Genomic DNA, 24,271 nt, shown 5'->3' with positions numbered 1-24,271 from the left:
GAGGGCTTGTCCATGTGTGCTCGCGTCCACTGTGTGGTTCTGAAACAATCAGCCACCGAACCCTGCCGAGGGGATGAGTCTCTCCCGGTGTGCGGGGTGGTGTGTGTTTCACAGTGTTTCGGTGGTCATAGCGTTAGGGAAACGCCCGGTTACATTCCGAACCCGGAAGCTAAGCCTTTCAGCGCCGATGGTACTGCAGGGGGGACCCTGTGGGAGAGTAGGACACCGCCGAACAATAATTCAGCCCCCGCCCCCGAGGTTTGCCTCGGGGGCGGGGGCTTTTCTGCGTTCCCCACCCGCTATCGTGCGGGTGTGCGGTATGAACTGGTGATCTTCGACAACGACGGCGTCCTCGTGGACAGCGAGCCGCTGTCCAACCGGATTCTGGCCGACTACCTCACCGAACTCGGCCATCCCACCAGCTATGAGGACTCGATCCGGGACTTCATGGGCGCCGCCGTGCACCGGATCCATGATGTGGTCCTTGAGCGGTCCGGGCAGCGCCTGCCCGACGGGTTCAACGCGGCCTATCACGCACGGGTGTTCGCGGCTTTCGAGCGGGAGCTGGAGCCGGTCGATGGCGTGGGTGCCGTACTGGACAAGCTCGCCGCGGACGGGGTGCCGTACTGCGTGGCGTCGTCCGGTTCGCATGAGCGGATTCGGGTGGCGCTGCGGAAGACCGGGCTCTATGAGCGGTTCGGGGAGCAGCGGATCTTCTCCGCGCAGGATGTGGGGCGGGGCAAGCCGGCGCCGGATCTGTTCCTGCACGCGGCCGGCGCGATGGGAGTGGCCCCGCGGCGGTGTGTGGTGGTCGAGGACAGCCCGCTCGGCGTCCAGGCGGCCCGCGCGGCCGGTATGGATGTCCTCGGCTTCACCGCGATGACCCCGGCGGCCGGGCTGCACGGCGCGACCGCGCTGTTCGACGGCATGCCGGCCCTGCTCGACCTCCTCTGACTCCGCTGCGGAGTCGGCTCTGCGGACTGGGCCTCGCGGTGTCGTCAATCGCCTACTCATCCGTAGCCCGTCCCTTTACGCTGCTCGCTCATGGACGACGCTCGTCTGATCAACGCGCCGGCGCCGGAGTTGCGCCACGGCCGCGCCGCGCTCGCGGTCAGCTTCTTCGCGCAGGGCGCGCTCTTCGCCCTGCTCGTCACCCGTATCCCGGCGATTCAGGACCGCTACGGGATCAGTGACGCGCTGCTGCCGGTCTTCCTGGCCGCGGTGCCGATCCTGGCCGGGGTCGGCAGTGTGGTGACCGAGCAGCTGGTCAAGCGGGTGCGGCCCAGTGTGGTGCTGCGCTGGGTGCAGCCGGTGGTCGCCCTGGTGCTGGCCGGTCTCGGCGCCGGGGACCAGCTGTGGGTGGCCGCGGTGACGCTGGCGCTGTTCGGGGTGTGCGTCGGCGGGCTGGACGCGTCGATGAACATGCTCGGGGTGAGCCTCCAGCGGGCGTACGGCAAGAGCATCATGCTGGGCTTCCACGCCACGTACAGCCTGGGCGGCATCGCCGGGGCCTCGCTGGCGTGGTCGGGGGCGCACTGGCACCTGGCGCTGTTCACGGTCTACGGGCCGGCCGTGCTGGTCCTGGTGCCGCTGACGCTGACCGCCAGCCGCTGGTACCGGGACCAGCGGCCGGGGGACGGCACCGAGCTGGAGCGGGCGGCGAGTTCGGGGGCGGGCCCGCAGCAGGTGGTGATGAAGCTGCTGCTGCCGCTGTGCCTGGTGATGGCGTTCGCGTACATCGGCGACTCGACGGTCTCCAACTGGAGCGCGAAGTACTTGCAGGACACCCTGCACAGCTCGGACGAGCTGTCGACCGTCCCGTACGCGGTGTACATGGTGACGACGCTGATGGGCCGCTCGGTGGGCGACTTCGGGGTGCGGCGGTTCGGCGCGGCGCCGGTGGTACGGCTGGGCACGGTGGTGGCGGTGGCCGGTTTCGCGGTGGTGGCCGCGGCGCCCGGGGCGTGGGTGGGCATTCTCGGCTTCACCCTGGTGGGCTTCGGGCTGTGCGTGATCGTGCCGCAGACCTTCGCGGCGGCGGGGCGGATATTCCCCGGGGTGTCGGACTCGGCGATCGCCCGGCTGAACATCTTCAACTACGTCGGGTTCCTGGCCGGCTCCCCGCTGGTGGGGGCGCTCGGCGATGTGTGGAGTTTCCGCGGTGCGATGGTGGTGCCGATGGTGCTGGTGGGGGCGACCCTGCTCTACGCCCAGTCCTTCGAGGCGGGTCCCGTTGGGTACGGTGTCGGGCATGACCGGCCGCGCGAAGCTGATGTGGGATGAGCAGGTAACGCAGTACGACTTCGGTCAGGGGCACCCGATGGACCCGGTGCGGCTGGCGCTCACCAGGAGCCTGGTGCGGGCGTTCGGCCTGGACGGGGCGCTGCCGGTGGTGGCGGCGCCGGCCGCCGGGGAGTCGACGCTGGCGCTGGTGCACCGGCCGGAGTACGTGGCCGCGGTGCGGCGGGCGTCGGCCGATCCGCGGGCGGCGGAGCAGTCGTTCGGCATCGGGACGGTGGACAATCCGGCGTTCGCCGGGATGCACGAGGCCGCGGCGCTGATCGCGGGGCAGTCGGTGGGGGCCGCTGAGGCGGTGTGGCACGGCGAGGTGGAGCACGCGGTGAACTTCGCCGGCGGGCTGCATCACGCGATGCCGGCCTCAGCGGCCGGTTTCTGCGTCTACAACGACGCGGCGCTGGCGGTGGCGCGGCTGCTGGAGCTGGGCGCGGAGCGGGTGGTCTACATCGATGTGGACGTCCACCACGGGGACGGCGTCCAGGAGGTGTTCTGGGACGATCCCCGGGTGCTGACGATCTCGCTGCACGAGCATCCGAGCACGCTGTTCCCGCAGACGGGCTGGCCGGAGGAGTGCGGCGGGCCGAAGGCGGAGGGCTGCGCGGTGAACGTGGCCCTTCCGGCGGGCACGGGGGACGCCGGGTGGCTGCGGGCCTTCCACGCGGTGGTGCCGGAGCTGGTGGCCGCGTTCCGGCCGCAGGTGGTCGTCTCGCAGCACGGCGCGGACACGCACTTCGAGGACCCGCTGGCGCATCTGGCGGTGTCGCTGGACGCCCAGCGGCTGGTGGCCGAGGCGTGCCACGCGCTGGCGCACGAGCACGCGGCGGGGCGGTGGGTGGCGCTGGGCGGTGGCGGTTACGCGGTCACCGATGTCGTACCGCGGACCTGGACGCATCTGGTGGCCATCGCGGCGGGCGTTCCGATCGCGCCGCGGACCCTGGTGCCGGAGGACTGGCGGCACGAGGTCTATGCCAGGACCCGGGCGACGGCGCCTTCGCGGATGACGGACGGGCGCGAGCCGGTCTTCTCCGGTTTCGAGGACGCGGGCTACGACCCGGCGTCGCGGCTGGACCAGGCGATTCTGTCCACCCGGCGGGCGGTCTTCCCGTCGCACGGGCTGCTGCCCTGATGCTTCCGCCGAGCGCTGTCGGGTTCTGTCGTGATGGCGGTGGAGGGCGTGTCGTTTTTTGTCGCGTCACTCGCAAGGGGTGTATTTCGTGATTTGGGCATCGTGGAGGGGCTGAGCTAGGGACTATCGGAACGTGCTGAGTGTCGGGGCGTTGCGGGCGCATTTGGTGGCGGCGAGGCTGGCCGGGCGGGTGACGACGTCCAGAGAGGTGAGTCTGCGGAGCTATCGGCTCTTCGCGGCGCGTGATCCGCGGCAGACGCTGGGGCTGGACCCGGACGGCGAGTGGGGGGTGAGCGAGCTGCTGCGGCTGATGGCGGACCGCTGCGGGGTGTCGGCGGACCCGGCGGAGACCTCGGGGCAGGACATGATCGACCCGGATTGTACGGTGGCGGCGCTGGACGCGTTCGCGGAGCGGCTGGGAAGGGCCGCGCACGAGCGGGTTCCGGTGCTGTTGGGCACAGGACATCCACACCGCCTCCTCGGCTTCTACGCATCTTTGGCCTCGGCTCTGTCGGCGGCGGGCTGCGTCGTCCTCACCCCGGCGTACGCTCCAGGCGTGGACATGCCGACACAGTTCGGCGTACGCCGGCACAATCTTCGGTATGTCGGCGGTGTGGCCGTGGTGCGTCCGGCGGAAGCCGCGGGTCCGGATCCGGGGAGCGACGGGGAGGACGGGCAGGGGGTTCACACCCACTCGCCGCTGCCCGTCAGAGCGGCGCTGGCGGGGGCCGCGGAGCATGGTGGCGTGCTGCCGGGACTGGTGGTGGGGGACCACGGATTCATTTGCGGAGCAGGGCAGTTGGGCATTGAGGCGATCGGTCTGGGGGACTCCGACGACCCCGCGGTGTTCGTGGCCGAAGCCGAGGGTCGGATCTCCGTCGCGGTGCCCCTGGACGACACCGTCCGGTCCGATTACTACCGGCCGCTGACGCGTTACGTACTCAATCGAGCGTGGCTCTCACAGTAGTCAACCATTCGCAACTCCTCTTCCCCACTTGCATCATCCGCCCCTAATCTGTGGGGGAGCGCACATGCCTTTTTAAGTCGCCGGAGGGGAAGCCGGTGGCGCATGTGCGGAAGGTTCAGGTGTGTCATGTCTGTTGCTGCTGAAAGTCGGCCTCTGAACGAGGTCGTGTTCCTGACCGTCGCCGAAGTCGCTTCGGTCATGCGGGTCTCCAAGATGACGGTGTACCGGTTGGTGCACAGCGGTCATCTGCCGGCGATCCGCGTGGGCCGGTCGTTCCGGGTTCCGGAGCAGGCCGTCCACGACTACCTCCGCGAGTCCTACGTGGGGGTGGAATCTGCCTGAGAGGGCCCGGTAACGGGCTGATGACCGACAGCGCCGGCCTCGGTCACTCCCGCCCCTCCGGGACGGGTAGGCTTGGCCGACGTAGGTCGTGTGGGCTCGGACGCCCCGCACCGAGTGAAACCGAAGCGAGGGTAGTCGTGGGCTCTGTCATCAAGAAGCGGCGTAAGCGTATGGCCAAGAAGAAGCACCGCAAGCTTCTGAAGCGGACGCGCGTTCAGCGCCGCAACAAGAAGTAAGCGGGCCGTTCGCCGCCGCTCCCACTGCCCCTCTCCACAGTCGTGAAGGCCCAACAGCCTTGACGGCGCCGGAGAGGGGCAGTGGCATGTCCGGGGGCCGGCGTGATCCGGGGGCCGGCCCTCGGCGGCCGGCGGGCCCGGGCGGGGCGTCACCGGTCCGCAACACCGCGACGGTACGGTGACCCCAATCCCCTAGGAGGCGCTGATCGTGGGCAAGGTGGTCCTCGTCACCGGAGCCGCGCGGCAGCTCGGTGGCCGGTTCGTACGGCGGGTGCAGCGCGAGCCCGAGGTGGAGCGGGTGATCGCGGTCGACGCGGTGGCGCCGGAGCACGACCTGGGGGACGCGGAGTTCGTCCGGGCCGACATCCGGCAGCCGATGATCGGCAAGGTGCTGGCGCGGCACTCGGTGGACACCGTGGTGCACCTGGACGTCAGCGGTACCCCGCTGGGCTCCGGCGGCCGTACGCAGGCCAAGGAGACCAATGTCATCGGCACCATGCAGCTGCTCGGCGCGTGCCAGAAGGCGCCGACCGTACGGCGGCTGGTGGTCAAGTCCACCACCAGCGTCTACGGCGCCGCGCCGCGCGATCCGGGGATCTTCAGCGAGACCACCCCGGTGAAGTCGCTGCCCAGCGGCGGCTTCGCCAAGGACGCGGTGGAGGTCGAGGGGTATGTCCGGGGCTTCGCGCGCCGGCGGCCCGATGTGGCGGTCGCGGTGCTGCGGTTCGCCAACATCCTCGGGCCCGGCGCGGACACGCCGCTGGCGGAGTACTTCGGGCTGCCGGTGCTGCCGACCGTCTTCGGCTACGACCCGCGGCTGCAGTTCGTGCACGAGGACGACGTCAACGAGGTCCTGGTGGTGGCCTCCACCGAGGCCCGGCGCGGTACGTACAACAACGGCACGTTCAACATCGCCGGGGACGGGGTGCTGCTGCTGTCGCAGACCGCGCGCCGGCTGGGCAAGCCGACCGTGCCCGTACTGCTGCCGGCCGTCACCTGGGTGGGGCGGCTGCTGCGGACGGCGGGTGTCACCGACTTCTCGGCCGAACAGATCAGGCTGCTGACACACGGCAGGGTGGTGGACACCCGGCAGATGCGTGAGACGCTCGGTTTCGTGGCTACGTACAGCACGGCTGAGACGTTCTACGACTTCGCCCGGGGCCGCGGCTTCGGGCTGCTGCCGCCGGACCGGGTGGGGCGCGCGGTGGACGCGCTGGCGGGGACGATCCCGGCCGATCGCGCATGACGGCCGTATGACGCACGACGAGCAGCCCGTGGCGGCGGAAGGAGCAGGAACCATGGCGGACGCCAAGGTCATCCCGTTCGACGAGGACTCGCGGGCGCGGCGCGGTGGCGGTGGCGGCCGGTCGCGGGCGCGGAGCCGCAAGGGTCCGGCCGCCGGACCGGCCGCGTCCGCCGCCCAGCCGCAGCCCCCCTTGACGCCGGTGCCCGAGGTGCCGGAGATCCCCGCGCAGGCGGCAGGCGACGGCCGGCCGCGAGACCGTAAGGCACAGGTACCGCAGGTGGACCCTGATCCGGATCCCGCACCGCCGACCGCTCCCGGGATCGCCGACACGCTCAGCGGGGTCGCGGACCGGCTGCTCGGCGGGCCCTGGGAGCGGAAGGTGGCCTCCGGGCTGGCGTTCCTGCGGCGGCGCGTCACCGGTGAATACGAGGTGGACGAGTTCGGCTACGACGCCGAGCTGACCGACCAGGTGCTGATGTCGCTGCTGCGGCCGATGTTCCAGAACTACTTCCGGGTCGAGGTCAAGGGCATCGAGAACATCCCGGCCGAGGGCGGCGCGCTGGTGGTGTGCAACCACTCCGGGACGCTGCCGCTGGACGGGCTGATGGCGCAGGTGGCCGTGCACGACCACCATCCCGCCGGGCGGCATCTGCGGCTGCTCGCCGCCGACCTGGTGTTCGTGCTGCCGCTGGTCAACGAACTGGCCCGGAAGCTGGGCCACACGCTGGCCTGCACGGAGGACGCGCAGGCGCTGCTGGAGCGGGGCGAGGTGGTCGGGGTGATGCCGGAGGGCTTCAAGGGCCTGGGCAAGCCCTTCGCCGAGCGCTACAAGCTGCAGCGCTTCGGGCGGGGCGGTTTCGTGGCGACGGCGCTGAAGACGAAGGTGCCGATCGTGCCGTGCTCGGTGGTGGGCGCGGAGGAGATCTACCCGATGCTGGGCAACTCCCGCACCCTCGCCCGCGTCCTCGGCTTCCCCTACTTCCCCCTCACCCCGACCTTCCCCTGGCTGGGCCCCCTCGGCACCATCCCGCTCCCGACCAAGTGGACCATCCAGTTCGGCGAGCCCATCCCGACGGACGGCTACCCGCCGGAGGCGGCGGAGGACCCGATGCTGGTCTTCAACCTGACGGACCAGGTCAGGGAAACGATCCAGCACACGCTGTACGAGCTGCTGGTGCAGCGGCGGTCGGTGTTTTTCTGAGCGGCCCCCTGGGGCCGAGCAGTGCGAGGGCGGCCGGTTGGCTTCCGAGGGGTGCCGGAGGCGGACCGGCCGCTGTCGCGTCGGCTACTGCGGGGGCTCGTCCTCGCCGCCCAGGCCCAGGTCGGGGAGGAGGCCGGGGAGGAGGGGTGGGAGGACCACCGAGTGGTGGGTCGGGGTGGGGGTGTCGGTCGGGGAGCCGCTGGGCGCGGTCGGGGTGGGGACGCTCGGGTTGAGGAGGTCGCCGGAGCCGCCGATCAGCCCATGGGGCTCGGTGTCGGACGGGGACGGGCTGGGGCTGTCGCCCGTGCCGGGGCGGCCGGACTGGGTGCCGGCTGTCGCCGAAGCGGACGGACTCGCCGTCCCCGTGCTCGTGCCCGTGGGGGTGCTGCCGGGGCTTTCCGAGCCCGTGCCGCCGCTGCCGCCGCCCTGGGACGGTGACGGGGAGCCGGTGTCCGGGGCCGGGGGAAGCAGCGACTGGAGCGGGGCGACCTCTTGGTCTATGGCCGCGAAGATCGAGCTCACCTGGTCGGAGACGTCGGTGAGCTGGCTGGGCAGCTTGCCGCGCAGATCCGTCCAGCTCTGCCGGTGGGCCTGCGAGAAGGAGTTGAGCAGCTCGATCGGCTGGAGCGAGCCGTCCTCCTTGTAGGCCTGGGTGAGCAGCCGGTGGCCCTCGGCGGCCTCCTGATGCATGCCGGACAGCGCCTTGCGCACCTCGCCGACCGACTCGTCGTCGAGACCGGTGCCGCCGCGCCCGCGGTCCATCAGCCGGCGGGCCTCCTGCATCCGGGTGGAGGCCATGTCGAGATAGACCTCGCCGCGGGAGGCGTCGCCGCCCGCCATGTCCAGCTTCAGGTCCTCCATGCCGCGCTTCAGGCCGTAGAGGTGGTCGCCCGGCAGCGCGTTGGTACTCGCGGCGGCCACCCCGCCCAGGGCGCCGGCCGCGACGCCGACCGTGAGGCCGCCGACCGCGATCCGCCGGGTCAGCCGGGAGCGCGTGCCGAGCTTGCGGGTCCGGTGGCTGCCGGGGCCGCCGCTCTCGGTGCGCTGCTCCGGCACCCGGCCGGTCGCGGTGAAGCTGCCGTCCGCGAGCGCCTGCTCCATCGCGGCGATCAGCTGGGCGCGCTGAACGGTCTTGCGCTCGGCGTCCATGACCGGTCGGGGCCGCGAGCTGAGGGACGCGGCCAGCGCCAGCATGGCGGCCTGCTCGGGGTCGGCGTGCCGGGCGGCGGCATGGGCGCCGCCGTGCGTACCCGAACCGCCGTGCCCGCCGCGCCCGGCGGGGCCGCGCGCACCGCCGGGTTCCCCGGCGGCGTCGCCGGCCTCCTGACCGCCGTCGGCCCCCTCGGTGACGGCAGCGTCCTCAACGGCCTGGGCGAAGGCGTTCGCCCGGCGATGTGCCGTTGCCTGTCCGATCACGGGCGGCACCTCCTCTCGTCATCCACACTCGACTCCCTGTGCCGTCCAGAAGTTGCGCCCGCACCACCTGTCCACCCGATCGGGTGAAAGGCGATAAGCGGCGCGCGGCACAGAAGTGTCTGCATGTGATGCAACGATCGCCGATCCGGTTGGGTTACGCAGGTCTGATGATCGGCCCAGGGCCATCCGGGGGACAAGAGATCCCTACCGCGCGTCTTCCGGCAGCAGTCGCGCGAGCGTTCGTACCGCCCGGTACTGCAAGGTCTTGATGGCGCCCTCGTTCTTGCCCATCACCCGGGCCGTCTCGGCCACCGAGAGCCCCTGCAGGAAGCGCAGCGTCACACACTCCTGCTGCTGGGGATTGAGCTTGCGGACGGCGGTCAGCAGCGCCTCGTTGGACAGCCGCTCCAGCACCGAGTCCTCGGGGCTGCGCTCGACCTCATTGGCGTCGAGCATTTCGCCGGTGGTCACTTCGAGGCGGAAACGGCTCGATTTGAAGTGGTCGGCGACCAGATTGCGGGCGATGGTGACCAGCCAGGCGCCGAAATCGCGCCCCTGCCAGGTGAAGGTGCCGATCCGGCGCAGGGCCCGCAGAAACGTCTCGCTGGTCAGGTCCTCGGCGGTCGCCTTGGAACCGACCCGGTAGTAGATGTACCGGTAGACGGTGTCGCTGTAGTGGTCGTAGAGCCGCCCGAACGCCTCCGTCTCGCCGTCCTGGGCGCGTTCGACCAGGTCCATCATCCGGCCGCTGTCGGTGTCCGAGGCGGGCCGGCGGGCGTGGGCGCCCTGGGCGGTGGCGGCGGTGCCGTTGCGGTCGGAGTGGGCGGAGCTGTTGCGGGTGCGTCTGCCTGCGGCTGTGCTGACTTCGGCAAGGGCGTGGGCCGGGCCGGGGACGATGGGACCGGACGTGGCGAGGGTGGGCATGGCGTACGCGGGGACTGTGCGCATCAGGCGGTCAATCACCAGTGCGCGCAACGCAGCCAGGCCAGAGGTGTCAACCCCGTCGTGTGGGTACACGGGACTCCCAGAGGCAGAACTTCCATCACGTGCAGTACGGGACTTCACCCGTCGTAGCGACGTGTGGGTACCGGATTGCGTCTGAGGAGAATAACGCTTCGTACAGGCGACGCTACACCGAGTTGCCCAAATCGCGGTTTCCGTTGCTTCTCGTACGGAATGGCGACCGGTCAATTATCGAACGCACGGCGACAGTTGACCAATTCGGTTCGTGAAGTGGTCGCGGAGAGTGCGTGTTGTGGCCGTGTGCCGAACGGGGCGCGCGGGCCCCGCGGCGCGGCGGACGCCCGGCGAGACCGGGCTCGTACCGGCCGCGGGCCGGGCCCCGCAGCGGTTTCGTACGGGTCCGGCCGCGCTCAGCGGTGCCGGCGCCGGATCGCCACGCCGGCCAGTACGCCGCCGGCGACCGCGCCCATGCCCGCGGCGGCCGGAAGACCGATCCGGACCGCTTTGCGGCCGGTGCGGTAGTCGCGCAGCCGCCAGCCCTCGGCGCGCGCATGCTTGCGCAGCCGGCTGTCGGGGTTGATCGCGTAGGGGTGGCCGACCAGCGACAGGATCGGGATGTCGTTGGCGGAGTCGCTGTAGGCGGCGCACCGGGACAGGTCCAGGTCCTCGGCGACGGCCAGCGCCCGTACCGCCTCGGCCTTCGCCGGGCCGTGCAGCGGCTCGCCGACCAGCCGGCCGGTGTAGACGCCGCCGACGGACTCGGCGACCGTGCCGAGGGCGCCGGTCAGGCCGAGTCGGCGGGCGATGATGGTGGCGGTCTCCACCGGGGCGGCGGTCACCAGCCAGACCCGCTGCCCGGCGTCCAGGTGGGCCTGGGCCAGCGCGCGGGTGCCGGGCCAGATCTTGCCCGCCATGTACTCGTCGTAGATCTCCTCGCCGATGGACATCAGTTCCTCGACGCGGTGGCCCTTGACGATGGACAGCGCGCTGTCGCGGGCCTCCTGCATGTGCTCGGGGTCCTCGGAGCCGGCCATCCTGAAGTACGCCTGCTGCCAGGCGAAGCGGACCAGGTCGCGCTTGTCGAAGAACTTCCGCTTGTACAGGCCGCGGCCGAAGTGGAAGAGCGCGGCGCCCTGCATCACGGTGTTGTCGAGGTCGAAGAAGGCGGCGGCGCGCGGGTCGCCGGCCACCGGGAACCGCGACTCGGCGTCGGCGGCCGGGTCCGGCACCGCGACGGCGTCCAGCGTGTCCAGTGCTTCCGCCGTGTCCGCCGTTTCCAGCGCGCCCAGCGCGTCCAGTGCTTCCGGCGGCAGGGTCCGGGGCAGCACGGTCCCGGGCCGGGATTTCGTCGCCAGCGCGGCCTTCGCCGCCGCCTCGCCTGCCAGCACGCTCCGCTCGGTAGCGGATTGCCTACGTGTAGTGAGCCATCTGGGTGCGGCCATGGCGCGAGCATAACCACCCGCGGCGGCCCCTTCGGTGCGCCCACTTTGCGAGCGCCTGAACGCCACGCGTCACAATGGCGGGCGGGACCACTTCCTGCGCCGTACCGAGGAGTTCGAGGACCGTGACGAGGACCGTGACGCTGATCGGCAAGCCCGGCTGCCACCTGTGCGACGAGGCACGGACGGTGATCGGGAAGGTGGCGGCGGAGACCGGCGCGGTGGTGGAGGAGCGGGACATCACCCGGGAGCCGGAGTTGTACGAACGCTACTGGGAGCAGATCCCGGTGGTGCTGGTGGACGGTGAACAGCACACCTTCTGGCGGGTGGACGAGCGGCGGCTGCGGTCGGCGCTGGCCGGCTGACCGCCAGCTCCGCCCGGTCTGCCCGGTCGGGCGCCCGACCGCCGGTAACCGTACGTGAAACCGCGCACGAACCGGCGACCGTTTTGGGAGCGTTACCCGCAGTCGCACGCATTCGATTAGCATCGGGGTCGATTTGTACACCCGGGGGCGAAGCGTGAGGAGTGTGACCACGTGCTCTCGGGCCGCAGCCCGTCCCGCGCTCCGGCCGGCCAGCAGTCCGGCGGCCGGCCCGCCGGCCCGTCCGGCACCGGCTACGCGGTGGTGGACCTGGAGGCGACCGGCTCGTCCTCGCGCCGGCACCGGGTGATCGAGCTGGCCGTGGTGCTGCTGGACGCCGAGCTGGTGCCGCAGGGCGAGTTCACCACGCTGGTCGACCCGCAGGGCCCGGTCGGGCCCACCCATATCCACGGCATCGAGGCCCGGCACCTGGGTGGGGCGCCGCGCTTCGCCGGGATCGCGGTACGGCTGCTGGGGCTGCTGCGCGGCCGGGTGCTGGTCGGCCACAATGTGGGCTGCGACCGGGCGTTCCTGGTGGCCGAATTCGCGCGGATCGGACTGCGGCCGCCGTCCGTTCCCGAGCTGTGCACGATGCGGATGGCGGCCGAGCGCGGCGCGGACCGGCCGCCGGCCTACGGGCTGAGTCTGCGGGCCTGCGCCGCGGAGATCGGGATCACCGACTGGAGTCCGCACACCGCGCTCGGTGACGCGCGGGCCACCGCGGCGCTGTTCACGGCCTATGCCGCCGACGGCACGTCCTTCGCCGAGGAGCTGGGAATCGCGGCCGCGCTGCGCTGGCCGGAGCCGGCCGGAGTGCTGGCCGCGGCGGACGCGCTGTGGGTGGGCCGCGGCAACGAATCCCCCCGGCGATCCGTGCCCAATGTCCGTCCTGGGCGTGCGTGATGCCGGTCACTTCCGCCGTACAAATCGGACACCATCTTTGTGCACGCGTTCACAAAGACATAGCCTGGCCCGCACGGGGCGTCCCCAAAGACCGTGGCCGTCCTCAGCCCAGCTCTACCAGCAGGAGCATCGTGGCAACTGGCCGATCTCACCGACCGGCGACCCGGAGCCGAGGGATTCCCGAGGCCACTGTCGCCCGACTACCGCTCTACCTGCGGGCGCTGACGGCTCTGTCGGAGCGGTCGGTACCCACCGTGTCATCGGAGGAGCTCGCCGCGGCGGCGGGGGTCAACTCGGCCAAGCTGCGCAAGGACTTCTCCTATCTCGGCTCGTACGGGACGCGGGGTGTCGGCTACGACGTCGAATACCTCGTCTACCAGATCAGCCGTGAACTCGGGCTCACCCAGGACTGGCCGGTCGTCATCGTCGGGATCGGCAATCTGGGCGCGGCGCTGGCCAACTACGGAGGGTTCGCCTCGCGCGGCTTCCGGGTCGCCGCGCTGCTCGACGCCGACACCGCGCTGGCCGGGCGGCTGGTGGCGGGCCTGCCGGTGCGGCACATCGATGAGCTGGAGGCGATCGTCGACGACAACCAGGTGTCGATCGGAGTGATCGCCACCCCCGCGGGCGCCGCCCAGGAGGTCACCGACCGGCTGGTCGCCGCCGGGGTCACCTCCATCCTCAACTTCGCTCCCACCGTGCTGTCGGTGCCGGACGGGGTCGATGTACGCAAGGTCGACCTGTCGATCGAGCTGCAGATCCTCGCCTTCCACGAGCAGCGCAAGGCCGGTGAAGGACGCCAGGACCCGGACGGGGACGTACCCGCCGTGATGCCGGCATGAGCGTCCTGGTCGTCGGCCTCAGTCACCGCACCGCGCCCGTCAGCGTGCTGGAGCGCGCCACCCTCGACCAGGGGGCCCGGGCCAAGCTGCTGCAGGACGCGCTGGCCGCCGAACCCGCCAGCGAGGCGGTGGCACTGGCCACCTGCAACCGTATCGAGCTGTACGCGGACGTCGACAAGTTCCACGCGGGCGTCGCCGAGCTGTCCACCCTCCTCGCCCAGCACAGCGGCGTCGGCCTGGAAGAGCTCACCCCCTATCTGTACGTGCACTACGAGGACCGCGCCGTCCACCATCTGCTGACGGTGGCCTGCGGGCTGGACTCCATGGTGGTCGGCGAGGGCCAGATCCTCGGCCAGATAAAGGACGCCCTGGCCATCGGCCAGGAGCTGCACACCGCCGGCCGGCAGCTCAACGACCTCTTCCAGCAGGCGCTGCGGGTCGGCAAGCGGGCCCACTCCGAGACCGGCATCGACCGGGCCGGGCAGTCCCTGGTCACCTTCGGTCTGGCCCAGCTCACCCCCGCGGCCGGCGAGGCGCGCGGCAAGCGGGCGCTGGTGGTCGGCGCCGGATCGATGTCCTCGCTGGCCGCCGCCACCCTGGCCAGGGCCGGGGTGGCCGAACTCACCGTCGCCAACCGCACGGTGGAGCGCGCCGAGCGGCTGGCCCGCGCGCTGACCGAGCAGGGCACCCCCGCGCGGGCGATCACCATGCCCGAGGTGGCGGCGGCGCTGCGCGAGGCCGACCTGGTGGTGTCCTGTACCGGCGCCACCGGTCTGGTGCTGACCGCCGAGGATCTGCGCGGCGCCATAGCGGCGCGTACGGCGGCCACGCCGCTGGCCGTGCTCGACCTGGCGATGCCGCGGGACATCGACGGCGCCGCGCACGAGCTGGACGGCGTGACGCTGGTGGACATAGAGGCACTGGCCGCCGCCTCGGCGGACGCGCCGATGGCCGCCGACGTGGACCAGGTGCGGGCCATCGTCTCCGCCGAGGTGGCCGCCTTCGGCGCGGCCCAGCGGGCGGCCCGGATCACCCCCACCGTGGTGGCGCTGCGGGCCATGGCCGCCGATGTCGTAGCGGGTGAACTTTCCCGGCTCGACGGTAGGCTGCCCGATCTGAACGACAAGCAGCGCGCGGAGATCACCCAGACCGTGCGCCGCGTCGTCGACAAGCTCCTGCACGCGCCCACCGTGCGGGTCAAGCAGCTCGCGGGTGAGCCCGGCGGCGCCGGGTACGCCGACGCGCTGCGGGAACTCTTCGACCTCGACCCGCTGGCGGTCGCCGCCGTCAGCCGGGCCGACACCCCGGGCGCCGCCGCCCAGGGCACCGCAGAACCGAATCGAGGGCGGGCATGAACACCCCCACCGGCCGCGAACCCAACGATCACGGCCCGGACCAGACGCGATCCACCGGCCCGGCGGGCTCCGCCGCGGCGACCGGCGGCGGCCCGGCAGCGGGGGCCGGCCGCGCGGGCGACCCACTCGGCTTCGGGCGTGCGCTGCGCCTGGGCACCCGCCGCAGCAAACTCGCCATGGCCCAGTCCGGGACGGTCGCCGCACGCGTGACCGAAATCACCGGACGCCCCGTGGAACTGGTCGAGATCACCACCTACGGCGACGTCTCCAAGGAGAGCCTGGCGCAGATCGGCGGCACCGGGGTCTTCGTCTCCGCGCTGCGGGACGCGCTGCTGTCCGGCGAGATCGACTTCGCGGTGCACAGCCTGAAGGACCTGCCCACCGCGGCCCCGCAGGGGCTCGTGCTCGCCGCGATCCCGGACCGCGAGGACCCGCGCGACGCGCTGGTCGCCCGGGACGGCCTCACCTTCGGGTCGCTGCCGCCCGGCGCCAAGGTCGGCACCGGCTCGCCGCGCAGGATGGCGCAGCTCAACGCGTGGGCACGGTCACACCGGCTGGTGATCGAGACCGTCCCGATCCGTGGCAACGTTGACACCCGCATCGGGTACGTTACTTCCGGCAAGCTCGACGCGGTCGTGCTGGCCGCCGCCGGGCTGAACCGTATCGGCAGGCTCGCGGAGGCGAGCGAGCTGATCGACGCCGACGTCGTACTGCCGGCTCCCGGGCAAGGGGCGCTGGCTGTCGAATGCGCCGCCTCCAACCCGGAGCTGGCCGCACAGCTGGGCGAGCTGGACGACCCCTTCACCCGGGTCGCCGTGACCGCCGAGCGATCCCTGCTCGCCGCCCTCGAGGCCGGCTGCTCCGCCCCTGTGGGCGCGCTGGCCGACCTTGTGGCCGACGGGCAGAATTCCGAACTGCGTCTGCGCGGCGTCGTCGGCACCACCGACGGCAACACGCTGGTGCAGATGTCCATCACCGGTCCCGTACCGGCATCGGACGACGAAGCGCGATCCCTGGGCCGCGAACTCGCCGTGCAGATGCTCGCCAAGGGTGCGGCCGGTCTTATGGGGGAGCGCACACCTTGAACCCCGCCGCCGTCGCAACAACCAACCCCGCCGGTTCGGCCGGTGCCGCCGGCCCGGCCGGTCTTCCGGGCACCGCGGACCGCCCCGGCGCCGCCGGCCCGCCGAAAAGCGGGCCCACCGCCGTCACCGGTCACGTCACCTTCCTCGGTGCCGGGCCCGGTGACCCCGGGCTGCTGACCCTGCGCGCCGTGGAGGCGCTGGCCCGCGCCGATCTGCTGGTCGGCGAGGCCCTGGTCCTCGACGTCGTCCGCACGCATGCCCGCCCGGATGTGGGCACGGCCCAACCGGCCGCCGACGGTGAGGTGTTGGACTCCGTCGCGGAACGTTCCGCTGCTGCCGCACAGCTTGTCATGGCGTCCGCGCGGACCGGCAAGCGGGTGGTACGTGCGGTCACCGGCGATCCCGGATTCGACTCCGGCGCCGCCGCCGAGATGCTCGCCTGCGCGCAGGCCGGCATCCCCTTCGAAGTCGTCCCCGGTGTCGCCGCAGCCCTCGGCGTGCCCGCCTACGCCGGAGTGCCGCTCAGCGGCAACGTACGGTTCCTGGACGCGAGCAGCGCCCCGGACAGCTGCTGGAGCGAGCTGGGGGTGAGCGACGCCACACTGGTGGTCTCCACCACGCTCCAGACCGTCGCCGCCGCCGCTGCCGAACTGGTCGCCGCCGGGCGCAAGCCCGACACCCAGCTGACCGTCACGGTGGCCGGCACCACCACCCGGCAGCGCACCTGGACCGCCACCCTCGGCACGATCGCCGCCGAGCTGAAGGCGACCAAGGCGCTGCCGACTCCCGAGGGGCCGATCGCCGCGATAGCCGTGGTCGGCGAGCGGACCGCCCACCGGCAGCACCTGTCGTGGTTCGAGACGAAGCCGCTGTTCGGCTGGCGGGTGCTCGTACCGCGCACCAAGGAGCAGGCCGCGTCCCTCTCCGACCAGCTCCGGTCGTACGGCGCGGTCCCGCACGAGGTGCCGACCATCGCGGTCGAACCGCCGCGCACTCCGCAGCAGATGGAGCGGGCCGTCAAGGGCCTGGTCACCGGGCGCTACGAGTGGATCGCCTTCACCTCGGTGAACGCGGTCAAGGCGGTCCGGGAGAAGTTCGAGGAGTACGGGCTGGACGCGCGGGCGTTCGCCGGGATCAAGGTCGCCTCCGTCGGGGAGCAGACCGCGCGGGCGCTGATCGAGTTCGGCGTCAAGCCGGATCTGGTGCCCAGCGGCGAGCAGTCCGCGGCCGGGCTGCTGGAGGACTGGCCGCCGTACGACCCGGTCTTCGACCCGATCGACCGGGTGTTCCTGCCGCGCGCCGACATCGCGACCGAGACGCTGGTCGCGGGGCTGGTCGAGCTGGGCTGGGAGGTGGACGACGTCACCGCCTACCGCACGGTCCGCGCGTCGCCGCCGCCGGCCGACACCCGGGAGGCGATCAAGGGGGGCGGCTTCGACGCGGTGCTGTTCACCTCGTCGTCGACGGTGCGGAATCTGGTCGGCATCGCCGGCAAGCCGCACAACGTCACGGTCATCGCCTGCATCGGGCCGGCGACGGCCAAGACCGCGGAGGAGCACGGGCTCCGGGTCGACGTCATGGCCCCGGAGCCGTCGGTGCTGGCGCTGGCCCAGGCGCTGGCGGACTTCGGCACGGCGCGGCGCGAGGCGGCGGAGGAGGCGGGCGACACGGTCACCCGCCCGAGCGAACGCCGCCCGGGCGCGCGGCGCCGCACCCGGGTCTAGCGGAGCCGCAGCGGGCTGCTTCCCGCGGGGTGCCGTCCGCCCAGCCCCTTGCGGCCGGCCCCCGGACCACCGGCCGGTGGTGGGTTCCTCGCGCAGTTCCCCGCGCCCCTTCGGGGCTCGGGTCACCTGCCGCCCGAGCGGAACCGTGCTCCGAAAGGGGCGCGGGGAACTGCGCGACGAGCCACGACGGACCCGCGCCCGGAAGCCGGCCGGACCCATCGGGTCGTGCCCCGCAGCGCCCCCACCGGCCGGTGGTCGCGGGGCGGGCCGGTGGCGGAGGCGGTCGCCGACGATGCGTCGGGAAGAGCAGGTGCGCCGCGGGCGTACCGTGGAAGGGGTCCTGGGAGCGCCCAGGGCCCCCGGGCCCAGCGGAAGGCGGCGCCAGCCATGAGCCGATACGGCGAGTTCCCCGGTACGCGGCCACGCCGCCTCCGTACCACCCCCGCGATGCGCCGCCTCGTCGCCGAGACCCGACTGAGCCCCGCCGAACTCATCCTGCCGATGTTTGTCCGCGAGGGCCTCACCGAGCCCGCCGCGATCTCCTCGATGCCCGGCGTCCTCCAGCACACCCGCGACAGCCTGCGCAAGGCGGTCACCGAGGCCGCCGCGGCCGGTGTCGGCGGGGTCATGCTCTTCGGGGTGCCCGAGGTGAAGGACGCGGTGGGCAGCCAGGGCACCGACCCCGACGGCATCATGCAACTCGCCATCCGGGACGTGGTCTCCGAGGTCGGCGACGCGCTCGTCGTCATGTCCGACCTGTGCCTGGACGAGTTCACCGACCACGGCCACTGCGGCGTCCTGGACGACCAGGGGCGGGTCGACAACGACGCGACGCTGGAGCGCTACGCCGAGATGGCCCAGGTCCAGGCCGACGCCGGCGTCCATGTGGTCGGCCCCTCCGGGATGATGGACGGCCAGGTCGGCGTGGTCCGGGACGCGCTGGACGAGATCGGCGCCCAGGACGTGGCGATCCTCGCCTACACCGTGAAGTACGCCTCCGCCTTCTACGGCCCCTTCCGCGAGGCGGTCAACTCCTCGCTCACCGGCGACCGCAAGACCTACCAGCAGGACCCGGCCAACTTCCACGAGTCGATGCGCGAACTGGCCCTCGACCTGTCGGAGGGCGCCGACATCGTGATGGTCAAGCCGGCCCTGCCCTACCTCGACGTGCTGTGCAAGGTCGCCGACGCGGTGGACGTACCGGTGGCCGCGTACCAGATCTCCGGCGAGTACGCGATGGTCGAGGCCGCCGCGGCCAACGGCTGGATCGACCGGGACCGTGCGATCCTGGAGACGCTCACGTCGATCCGGCGGGCGGGCGCGAACATGATCCTCACCTACTGGGCGACCGAGGTCGCCGGGCGGCTGTAGGTTGTCCGGCTCCCGCGCCGGTACGCTTTCGGGGACTTGTTCGAGGACTCGGCGGAACGTCGACGACGGGGAGGGACGTACATGAGCGGCATACCCTCGTGGGCCACCGTGAGCGGTCTGACCGCGGGCGCGCTGGCCATCGTCTCCGTCCTGGCGATACAGGCCAGCGGCAGCCCCGTCGCGTCGCACGCCCCCGCCGCCCCCAAGCCGCACCCCACCGTCGTGAAGCCGACGACTCCCGCGCCCCCGCCGCCGGTCCCGCCCAACTCCGACACCGGCAAGCGGATCGTCTACTCGCTCTCGCAGCAGCGGGTCTGGGTCGTCCCGCCCGACGGCAGGCCGGTCTCGACCTTCACGGTCACCCCCGGCACGGTCCCGGCCCAGCCCGGCACCTACTTCGTGCAGGGCAGAAAACCGGCCCTCACCGGCAGTGACGGAGTGAAGGTCGAGCACGTGGTGTACGTCGAGTTCACCGCGGAGACCTGGGTCGCCTTCTCGGCCCCGGTCGACGACAAGGTCACCAAGCCCGCCCCGTCGATCCGCACCGGCGCCATCCGCGCCAGCCGGGCGAACATCGCCAAGATCTGGAACAACACGGTCAACGGGTCCACGGTCGTCGTCCTCAAATAGCGCTTCGCCGGGCTTCGGCGCGATCGCCGCGGCCCGGGCGGGGCCTCGCGGTGCTCGGGGTCGAAGGGGACGAGCGGATGGCCGAGGTGGCGCGGAGCCACGGCGTCGAGGTGGAGGTGGGCGCCTTCGAGACGTGGGACGACGCCGGGCGGCGCTTCGACCTGGTGACCTGCGCGGACGCCTGACACTGGATCGACCCGGTGGCGGGTACGGAGAAGGTCGCCCGACTGCTGCGCCCGGGTGGGGTGTTCGCCCGCTTACGGTCGGCACCTACAGCACCCACCAGCGCCTGGAACCCGGCCGGCTGGCCGCCCTCCAGCAGGGGCTCAGCGAGGCCGTCGACTCGCTCGGCGGCACCATCGAGTCGCACGGCGAGGCGTATCCGCTGCTGGCCCACCGGGTGCGGGGCGTTCGTTGATCGCGTATTCACCCATCGGTCGGCCCGGCTATTCATTGGCGGTGCTTTGCGGGTGGGAATACGGCGCCGCCGCGGAGGGGAAACGACTCCGCGGGCGATAGGCGCGATAGCCGCGGGTCTGCCCGGCCGCCCGGCGACGTATCGTGTCCGACCAGGTCAGCCGCTTGCGGTGGCGGAGAAATGACCTCCCCGGCGGATCTTCCACCGGTCTGCTGGCGGTCTCGTGGTGATCTCGCCAATTGACCTCGGTGGCACGGCACTTACCGCCTGCTGACGGTCCGTCACTCGTCCGGCGCCCGAATATCCGCCGAAGGTGATCACGGTTTTCCGGACCTCCGCCGCGGCCCGCCGGCCCCCTCGGCGTGCCGGCGGCGTCCCCGTCACGTCCCCGCCGAACCCTCCTGGCGCCCCCGCGCGGAGCCCCGGCGTCCGGTCGGTCCGCTACGCGCGGAGATCATCCCCGGTGAGGGCCCCAGCACGTCACATTGGATCTTGCAAGTAAAAGTATAGATTCGGCATTGATGTGTCTGGATATTGCGCGAGGAAGTCGAGGACGTTACGGTCCCACTTGCGCCGTCACCCGTCTCTCAGTGTCCACCCCGACCCAGGAACCACCTCGCCATCAACCGTTCACAGGTTTGGCGAGCTCTTGCTGTGTCCGTACCGCGTCAAGGCCTTGCGTTCTCGCTTCTCAGCTCCACCCGTTCCACCCGCTCCACCTGTCTGGCGGTCACCACGGTGTGCAGTTCCGACATTTCGTGTCGAAAGGAGCAGTAGGTGTTCCAGTCCATCCGAGATCTGAGACGAGCGCTCGTCGTAACGGTCAGCACCGCATCGCTGGTTTCCGCGGGCCTCCTGGCCATCGCGGCCCCGCCCGCGTCGGCGGCCACCGCCACCGGCGGCAGCGGCGCGAGCCTGCCGTACGTGGAGGTGCAGGCGGAGAACTCCGCCACCAACGGGACGACCATCGGCCCGAGTTACGCCGCGGGCCAGCTGGCCGACGAGGCGTCGTACCGCAAGGCCGTGACCCTCCAGGGCACGGGCCAGTACGTCAGCTTCACCACCCCGGTGGCGACCAACTCGATCGACTTCCGGTACAGCATCCCGGACGGCGCCGGCGGCGCGGTCTACAACGCCCCGCTGTCGCTGTATGTCAATGGCACCAAGCAGTCCGACTTCAACCTGACGAATGCCTACAGCTGGTACTACGGCAGCTACCCGTTCACCAACTCGCCGGGCAGCAACCCGCACCACTTCTTCGACGAGGCGCACCGGCTCTTCCCGACCACGTATCCGGCCGGTACGACCTTCAAGCTGCAGGTCGACGCGGGCGACAACGCGTCCTCCTACACGCTGGACTTCGCGGACTTCGAGCAGGTCGGCGCCGCGCTGACCCAGCCCGCCGGTTCGGTGTCGGTGACCAGCAAGGGCGCCGACGCCAGCGGCTCGGCCGACGCGACCAGCGCCTTCAACGCCGCGATCAGCGCCGCCGGTTCGGGCGGCACGGTGTGGATCCCGCCGGGCACGTACAACATCCCCGGCCACATCAGCGTCAACAACGTGACGGTGGCCGGCGCCGGCATGTGGTACTCGACCGTCACCGGCACGGCGCCCGGCTTCTACGGCAACTCCGCGCCGTCGGCGAGCCAGAACGTGCACCTGCAGAACTTCGCGATCTTCGGCAACGTCCAGGAGCGCAACGACAGTGCGCAGGTCAACGGCATCGGCGGCGCGCTGAGCAACTCCACCGTCTCCAGTGTGTGGATCGACCACATGAAGGTCGGCGCCTGGATGGACGGGCCGATGGACAAGCTGACCTTCAGCGGGGTGCGCATCCGGGACACCACCGCGGACGGCATCAACTTCCACGGCGGCGTGACCAACTCGACGGTCACCAACAGCGACATCCGCAACACCGGTGACGACGGCATCGCGACCTGGGCCGACTCCGGCCTCGGGGCCGACGCCAACGACACCATCTCCGACAACACCGTGCAGGACCAGATCCTCGCCAACGGCATCGCGATCTACGGCGGTCACGACAACACCGTCAGCGGCAACCTGGTGCAGGACACCGGTCTGGCCCAGGGCGGCGGCATCCACGTCGGACAGCGCTTCACCTCCACCCCGGTCGGCACCACCACGATCTCCAACAACACCCTGATCCGTGACGGCAGCCTCGACCCGAACTGGCAGTTCGGCGTCGGCGCGCTGTGGTTCGACGGCAGCCAGGGCGCGATCACCGGCCCGATCAACGTGAGCAACGCGCTGATCGAGCAGAGCCCGTACGAAGCGGTCCAGTGGGTCGAGGGCACCGTCAGCGGTGTCAGCCTCAACAATGTGACCATCGCCGGCACCGGCACCTTCGCCCTGCAGGAGCAGACCGGCGGCGCGGCCAAGTTCACCAACGTCACGGCGACCGGGGTCGGCGCGCCCTCCCCGGTGTACAGCTGCGAGGGCGGGAACTTCGTCGTCACCGACGGCGGCGGCAACTCCGGCATCACCGGCACCCCGATCTGCGGTCCGTGGCCGACTCCGGTCTTCCCGCCCTACCCGGTCACCGGTGTGTCGGCGACCCCGGGCGCGCTGAACTTCGGTTCGGTCGCCACCGGTGCCACCAGCGCCGCGCAGACCGTGACGGTCACCAACCCGACCAACGCGGCGGCTGCGGTCTCCTCGATCGCCGCGGCCGGTGACTTCGCCCAGACCAACACCTGCGGCTCGTCCATCGCGGCGAACGGCTCGTGCACGGTCAATGTGACCTTCAAGCCGACCGCCACCGGTGCCCGCACCGGGACCCTGACGGTCAACGCCGGCGGGATCACCAACACCGTCACCCTCTCCGGCACCGGCACCGCGCCGGGTCCGGTGCTGAACGCAACCCCCGGCGGTCTCTCCTTCGGCGGCACCGTGGTCGGCTCGACCGCCGCCGCGCAGACGGTGACCGTGACCAACTCGGGCACCACCTCCGCGACCGTCTCCAACGTCGCGGTGACCGGTGACTTCAGCCAGACCAACAACTGCTCGACCATCGCGGTCGGCGCGTCCTGCGCGGTGACCGTCTCCTTCAAGCCGACGGCCGGCGGTACCCGCAGCGGCAACCTGACCGTCACCAGCAACGCCAACAACAGCCCGACCACGGTCGGCCTGAGCGGCAGCGGCATCGACAGCACCACCAATGTCGCGGCCGGTCAGCCGGCGTCGGCCAGCTCCAGCAGCAGCCCGTACGTCGCCGCCAACCTCACCGACTCGGACACCTCGACCTACTGGGAGAGCGCCAACGGCTCCTTCCCGCAGTGGGCCCAGGTCGACCTCGGCAAGAACTACAGCGTCGGCAAGATCTCCCTCAAGCTGCCGCCGGCCGCCGCGTGGGCGGCCCGCACCGAGACCCTGTCGGTCCAGGGGTCCACGGACGGCTCCACCTTCTCCACCCTGGTCGGCTCGGCCGGTTACACCTTCGACCCGAGCGCCAACAACAACACCGTCACCATCAACTTCAACGCCGCGACCGAGCGGTACATCCGGGTGAACATCACCGCCAACACCGGTTGGACCGCGGCCCAGCTGTCCGACTTCGCGGTGTACCCGAGCGGTGGTGGCGGCGGCACCACCTCCGCCACGCTGTCGGTCGCCCCGTCCTCGCTCACCTTCGCCACCCAGGCGCTCAACACCGCCAGCTCCGCGCAGTCGGTCACGGTGACCAACACCGGCACCGCCGCCGCGACGGTGTCCGGTGTCAGCACCTCGGGTGACTTCTCGCAGACCAACACCTGCGGGACCTCGATCGCGGTCGGCGCCTCCTGCACGGTCGCGGTGAAATTCACCCCGACCGCGTCCGGGACCCGCAGCGGCAGCCTCACCATCGCCAGCAACGCGTCCAACAACCCGGTCACGGTCGCGCTGACCGGTACCGGCGCCGGCACGGTGAGCACCAACCTGGCGGCCGGCAAGGCCACCAGCGAGTCCAGCCACGCCGACGTCTACGCCTCGGGCAATGTGACGGACGGCAACCAGGGCAGCTACTGGGAGAGTGCCAACAACGCCTTCCCGCAGTGGGTGCAGGTGGACCTCGGCTCGGCGCAGAGTGCGAGCCGGGTCGTCCTCCAGCTTCCTGCCAGCTGGGGTGCCCGCAACCAGACGCTGTCGGTGTCGGGCAGCACCAACGGCAGCACCTTCACCACGGTCAAGGCGTCCGCCACGTACACCTTCGACCCCAACTCCGGTGACTCGGTGACCATCACCTTCCCCGCGACCACCCAGCGCTACTTCCGGGTGACCGTCACGGCGAACACCGGCTGGCCGGCCGGACAGATCTCCGAGTTCCAGGTCTGGAACAGCTGACCCAAA

Annotated in this window: 21 protein-coding genes and 1 rRNA gene; 19 read left to right on the top strand and 3 right to left on the bottom strand. The window is 71.4% G+C overall.

Annotated elements, in window-relative coordinates:
• The first annotated feature begins 117 nt into the window (after nt 1-117).
• The 9 genes from rrf (at nt 118) to ACFO3J_RS16860 (ending at nt 7,416) form a co-directional block, all read left to right on the top strand.
• Nucleotides 118-234 (top strand): 5S ribosomal RNA (gene rrf / locus ACFO3J_RS16900).
• A 78-nt stretch (nt 235-312) separates the two neighbouring features.
• Complete coding sequence (locus ACFO3J_RS16895) at nt 313-954, top strand: HAD family hydrolase (protein WP_386430197.1); 642 nt, start codon at nt 313-315, stop codon at nt 952-954.
• A gap of 90 nt (nt 955-1,044) precedes the next feature.
• Nucleotides 1,045-2,283, top strand: a complete 1,239-nt coding sequence (locus ACFO3J_RS16890) for an MFS transporter (protein WP_386430196.1) — start codon at nt 1,045-1,047, stop codon at nt 2,281-2,283.
• Nucleotides 2,252-3,424, top strand: coding sequence for an acetoin utilization protein AcuC (locus tag ACFO3J_RS16885; protein WP_386430195.1), 1,173 nt, complete (start codon nt 2,252-2,254; stop codon nt 3,422-3,424). Before ACFO3J_RS16890 ends, ACFO3J_RS16885 begins: the two co-directional genes overlap by 32 nt.
• A 133-nt stretch (nt 3,425-3,557) precedes the next feature.
• On the top strand, nt 3,558-4,391 hold the full coding sequence (locus tag ACFO3J_RS16880) for a phosphatase (RefSeq protein ID WP_386430194.1): 834 nt from the start codon (nt 3,558-3,560) through the stop codon (nt 4,389-4,391).
• A 126-nt stretch (nt 4,392-4,517) separates the two neighbouring features.
• Nucleotides 4,518-4,733, top strand: a complete 216-nt coding sequence (locus tag ACFO3J_RS16875; RefSeq protein WP_161302236.1) for a helix-turn-helix domain-containing protein — start codon at nt 4,518-4,520, stop codon at nt 4,731-4,733.
• Nucleotides 4,734-4,753: 20 nt separating this feature from the next.
• Nucleotides 4,754-4,969: a 30S ribosomal protein bS22 gene (locus ACFO3J_RS35960; protein WP_449343646.1), complete on the top strand. Its 216-nt coding sequence runs from the start codon at nt 4,754-4,756 to the stop codon at nt 4,967-4,969.
• A 208-nt stretch (nt 4,970-5,177) separates the two neighbouring features.
• Nucleotides 5,178-6,215, top strand: coding sequence for an NAD-dependent epimerase/dehydratase family protein (locus ACFO3J_RS16865; RefSeq protein ID WP_386430193.1), 1,038 nt, complete (start codon nt 5,178-5,180; stop codon nt 6,213-6,215).
• A gap of 52 nt (nt 6,216-6,267) precedes the next feature.
• Entirely contained in the window at nt 6,268-7,416 is a 1,149-nt protein-coding gene (locus ACFO3J_RS16860) for a lysophospholipid acyltransferase family protein (RefSeq protein ID WP_386430192.1), read from the top strand.
• A gap of 84 nt (nt 7,417-7,500) precedes the next feature.
• Here ACFO3J_RS16860 and ACFO3J_RS16855 read toward each other — a convergent pair whose 3' ends face one another.
• The 3 genes from ACFO3J_RS16855 to ACFO3J_RS16845 all read right to left on the bottom strand — a co-directional run bounded on the left by ACFO3J_RS16855 (nt 7,501) and on the right by ACFO3J_RS16845 (nt 11,237).
• Complete coding sequence (locus ACFO3J_RS16855) at nt 7,501-8,832, bottom strand: DUF5667 domain-containing protein (protein WP_386430191.1); 1,332 nt, start codon at nt 8,830-8,832, stop codon at nt 7,501-7,503.
• A 204-nt stretch (nt 8,833-9,036) separates the two neighbouring features.
• A complete protein-coding gene (locus tag ACFO3J_RS16850) occupies nt 9,037-9,849 on the bottom strand; it encodes an ECF subfamily RNA polymerase sigma factor, BldN family (protein WP_386430190.1) in 813 nt (270 codons plus the stop codon).
• 356 nt (nt 9,850-10,205) lie between these two features.
• Nucleotides 10,206-11,237 carry an HAD family hydrolase gene (locus ACFO3J_RS16845; RefSeq protein ID WP_386430189.1) on the bottom strand — a complete coding sequence of 344 codons (1,032 nt, stop codon included), beginning with the start codon at nt 11,235-11,237 and terminating at the stop codon, nt 10,206-10,208.
• A 74-nt stretch (nt 11,238-11,311) separates the two neighbouring features.
• On the opposite strand from ACFO3J_RS16845, the gene ACFO3J_RS16840 reads away from it, so the two are divergent.
• From ACFO3J_RS16840 to ACFO3J_RS16795, 10 genes are all read left to right on the top strand, one after another.
• Nucleotides 11,312-11,599 carry a glutaredoxin family protein gene (locus ACFO3J_RS16840; protein WP_386430188.1) on the top strand — a complete coding sequence of 96 codons (288 nt, stop codon included), beginning with the start codon at nt 11,312-11,314 and terminating at the stop codon, nt 11,597-11,599.
• Nucleotides 11,600-11,770: 171 nt separating this feature from the next.
• Nucleotides 11,771-12,499, top strand: a complete 729-nt coding sequence (locus ACFO3J_RS16835) for a 3'-5' exonuclease (protein WP_386430187.1) — start codon at nt 11,771-11,773, stop codon at nt 12,497-12,499.
• A 131-nt stretch (nt 12,500-12,630) separates the two neighbouring features.
• A complete protein-coding gene (locus ACFO3J_RS16830) occupies nt 12,631-13,341 on the top strand; it encodes a redox-sensing transcriptional repressor Rex (RefSeq protein ID WP_386430186.1) in 711 nt (236 codons plus the stop codon).
• Nucleotides 13,338-14,696: a glutamyl-tRNA reductase gene (locus tag ACFO3J_RS16825; RefSeq protein ID WP_386430185.1), complete on the top strand. Its 1,359-nt coding sequence runs from the start codon at nt 13,338-13,340 to the stop codon at nt 14,694-14,696. The genes ACFO3J_RS16830 and ACFO3J_RS16825 overlap by 4 nt, the downstream gene beginning before the upstream one ends.
• Nucleotides 14,693-15,781, top strand: coding sequence for a hydroxymethylbilane synthase (hemC, locus tag ACFO3J_RS16820; protein WP_386430184.1), 1,089 nt, complete (start codon nt 14,693-14,695; stop codon nt 15,779-15,781). Before ACFO3J_RS16825 ends, hemC begins: the two co-directional genes overlap by 4 nt.
• The gene (locus tag ACFO3J_RS16815) at nt 15,778-17,505 is read left to right on the top strand and encodes a bifunctional uroporphyrinogen-III C-methyltransferase/uroporphyrinogen-III synthase (protein WP_386430183.1); all 1,728 of its coding nucleotides are present in this window, start codon (nt 15,778-15,780) and stop codon (nt 17,503-17,505) included. The genes hemC and ACFO3J_RS16815 overlap by 4 nt, the downstream gene beginning before the upstream one ends.
• A gap of 387 nt (nt 17,506-17,892) precedes the next feature.
• Nucleotides 17,893-18,876 carry a porphobilinogen synthase gene (gene hemB / locus ACFO3J_RS16810; protein ID WP_386430182.1) on the top strand — a complete coding sequence of 328 codons (984 nt, stop codon included), beginning with the start codon at nt 17,893-17,895 and terminating at the stop codon, nt 18,874-18,876.
• An 81-nt stretch (nt 18,877-18,957) separates the two neighbouring features.
• Nucleotides 18,958-19,506, top strand: coding sequence for a hypothetical protein (locus tag ACFO3J_RS16805; RefSeq protein ID WP_386430181.1), 549 nt, complete (start codon nt 18,958-18,960; stop codon nt 19,504-19,506).
• A 50-nt stretch (nt 19,507-19,556) separates the two neighbouring features.
• On the top strand, nt 19,557-19,691 hold the full coding sequence (locus tag ACFO3J_RS16800) for a hypothetical protein (protein ID WP_386430180.1): 135 nt from the start codon (nt 19,557-19,559) through the stop codon (nt 19,689-19,691).
• A 1,010-nt stretch (nt 19,692-20,701) separates the two neighbouring features.
• Entirely contained in the window at nt 20,702-24,265 is a 3,564-nt protein-coding gene (locus ACFO3J_RS16795; protein WP_386430179.1) for a choice-of-anchor D domain-containing protein, read from the top strand.
• Nucleotides 24,266-24,271 lie beyond the last annotated feature (6 nt).

The organism is Streptomyces polygonati (assembly GCF_042650325.1).
GTDB classification, from domain to species: Bacteria; Actinomycetota; Actinomycetes; order Streptomycetales; family Streptomycetaceae; genus Actinacidiphila; species Actinacidiphila polygonati.
The sequence above is the reverse complement of the archived record's forward strand: the minus strand, read 5'-3'. Positions and strand labels throughout refer to the sequence as shown.

Bases quoted from the DNA above. Each gene is read 5' to 3' on its own strand.
- ACFO3J_RS16890 (WP_386430196.1), top strand. From the start codon at position 1,045: ATGGACGACGCTCGTCTGATCAACGCGCCGGCGCCGGAGTTGCGCCAC.
- ACFO3J_RS16885 (WP_386430195.1), top strand. From the start codon at position 2,252: ATGACCGGCCGCGCGAAGCTGATGTGGGATGAGCAGGTAACGCAGTAC.
- ACFO3J_RS16875 (WP_161302236.1), top strand. From the start codon at position 4,518: ATGTCTGTTGCTGCTGAAAGTCGGCCTCTGAACGAGGTCGTGTTCCTG.
- ACFO3J_RS35960 (WP_449343646.1), top strand. From the start codon at position 4,754: ATGACCGACAGCGCCGGCCTCGGTCACTCCCGCCCCTCCGGGACGGGT.
- ACFO3J_RS16860 (WP_386430192.1), top strand. From the start codon at position 6,268: ATGGCGGACGCCAAGGTCATCCCGTTCGACGAGGACTCGCGGGCGCGG.
- ACFO3J_RS16845 (WP_386430189.1), bottom strand. From the start codon at position 11,237: ATGGCCGCACCCAGATGGCTCACTACACGTAGGCAATCCGCTACCGAG.
- ACFO3J_RS16840 (WP_386430188.1), top strand. From the start codon at position 11,312: ATGGCGGGCGGGACCACTTCCTGCGCCGTACCGAGGAGTTCGAGGACC.
- ACFO3J_RS16825 (WP_386430185.1), top strand. From the start codon at position 13,338: ATGAGCGTCCTGGTCGTCGGCCTCAGTCACCGCACCGCGCCCGTCAGC.
- hemC (WP_386430184.1), top strand. From the start codon at position 14,693: ATGAACACCCCCACCGGCCGCGAACCCAACGATCACGGCCCGGACCAG.
- hemB (WP_386430182.1), top strand. From the start codon at position 17,893: ATGAGCCGATACGGCGAGTTCCCCGGTACGCGGCCACGCCGCCTCCGT.
- ACFO3J_RS16805 (WP_386430181.1), top strand. From the start codon at position 18,958: ATGAGCGGCATACCCTCGTGGGCCACCGTGAGCGGTCTGACCGCGGGC.